The organism is Streptomyces sp. UH6, assembly GCF_013421635.1.
GTDB classification, from domain to species: Bacteria; Actinomycetota; Actinomycetes; order Streptomycetales; family Streptomycetaceae; genus Streptomyces; species Streptomyces abyssomicinicus.
The window spans coordinates 1-1,482 of sequence record NZ_JACADT010001215.1; the positions used below are offsets into that span (position 1 = coordinate 1).

Below are 1,482 nucleotides of genomic sequence, written 5' to 3' on the forward strand. Positions count from 1 at the left end.
GCTCCGCGGCGGCCGGACCGGCGCCGTCGGCGCGCTCGAGTTCCACCTGGGGCGCCGCCCGCTCCGGCAGGGCGGCGGGGGCGTGCCCGCGGCTGACCGCCTTCAGGTGGGCCCGCTCCACCCGCTTCTGCTCACGACGGCGCCGCCGGGTCTGCTCCCGCATCCGGCTGTCCTCGCGGACCTCCTCCACCGCCTCGTCCAGGCTCCGCACGCCCTCCAGCAGCATCAGCGACCAGGCGCGGTAGGTCTCGCGCGGCGCGCGCAGCCACCGCACCGCCCGGATCTGGGGCAACGGCCGCGGGATCAGGCCCTGTTCGCGCAGGGCGGCGCGCCGGGTCTGCTTCAGGGCGCGGTCGAAGAGGATCGCGGCGGAGAGCGACATCCCGGCGAAGAACTGCGGGGCGCCCGCGTGGCCCAGGCCGCGCGGGGCGTGCACCCAGTTGAACCAGGCGGCCGCGCCCGCGAACAGCCACACCAGCATCCGGGACCCCAGGGCGGCGTCGCCGTGACTGGCCTCGCGCACCGCGAGCACCGAGCAGAACATCGCCGCCCCGTCCAGACCGAACGGCACCAGGTACTCCCAGCCGCCGGCCAGGCCGAGGTTCTGGCGTCCGAAGCCGACCAGGCCGTGGAAGGAGAGCGCGGCGGCCACCGCGGCACAGCAGAACAACAGCAGGTAGGACGCGGTCCCGTAGACGGCCTCCTTGCGCCGTCGGCGTTCCTCGCTGCGCTCCCAGGAGTCGTCCGGGGAGGCCGAGCCCGCCGCCGACGCCTTCCGGCCGCGCGCGAGCACCGCCACCGCCGCCAGCACGCCGAGGAGCAGTACGGCGCCCGGAAGCAGCCAGTCCAGCGAAACGTCGGTCAATCTCATCCGGTTGTCCCTTGCGTCGGGCCTGCGTGGGAAGGGCGTAGCTGGCGGCCATGGTGACCCAACCGGCGTGGCCCGTACGGGGTTTCCGGACAAGAGGAACCGAGGGAGTGGTGCGGAGGGGCGGGTTCGCGCCCTCATCTTCGAACACGCGCCCAGGGGCGTGAAGAGAGTTCGAAGGGAAGTCACCCTCAAGGGTGGTGTGGCGGGAGGCCGCCTGACGGCGGACGGGTGCAGATCCGATCAGATGTCAGGCTGCCTGGGCCGCCGTCAGCTTGGCGACGCGGTCCGTGTCGCAGGTGCGCGGGCAGGTGACGCAGGTGTTGTTGTCGGTCAGCGTGTAGACCAGGCAGCAGGTGACCCGGTCGCGGGTGGTCAGCGACTCGCCGGCCGGGCCGGGCAGCTCCCGGAAACCGGCGGCGCCGGGCAGCGGGAGGGTCGCCCCGGGCAGCATCCGGCCCAGCTCCTCCATCGCCCGCCGCTCCTCGCCCAGCAGGTTGCCGATGTACCAGAGGCCCTCGACCAGCTCGTCGGTCACCATCCCCCACAGCGAGCGGCCGCGGCGGCGCATCCGCGGCCCGAAGACCTCCAGCACCGGCCCCATGTGCTCGGCC

The 1,482-nt window shown here is 74.0% G+C and carries 2 protein-coding genes; both read right to left on the reverse strand.

Annotation, left to right across the window (positions count from 1 at the left end; genetic code table 11):
- On the reverse strand, positions 1-871 hold an 871-nt coding region (locus tag HW445_RS30705; protein WP_180224063.1), incomplete at its 3' end, for a DUF2637 domain-containing protein.
- A gap of 247 nt (positions 872-1,118) precedes the next feature.
- A partial coding sequence (locus HW445_RS30710; protein ID WP_257231400.1) for a (2Fe-2S)-binding protein occupies positions 1,119-1,482 on the reverse strand: 364 nt, incomplete at its 5' end.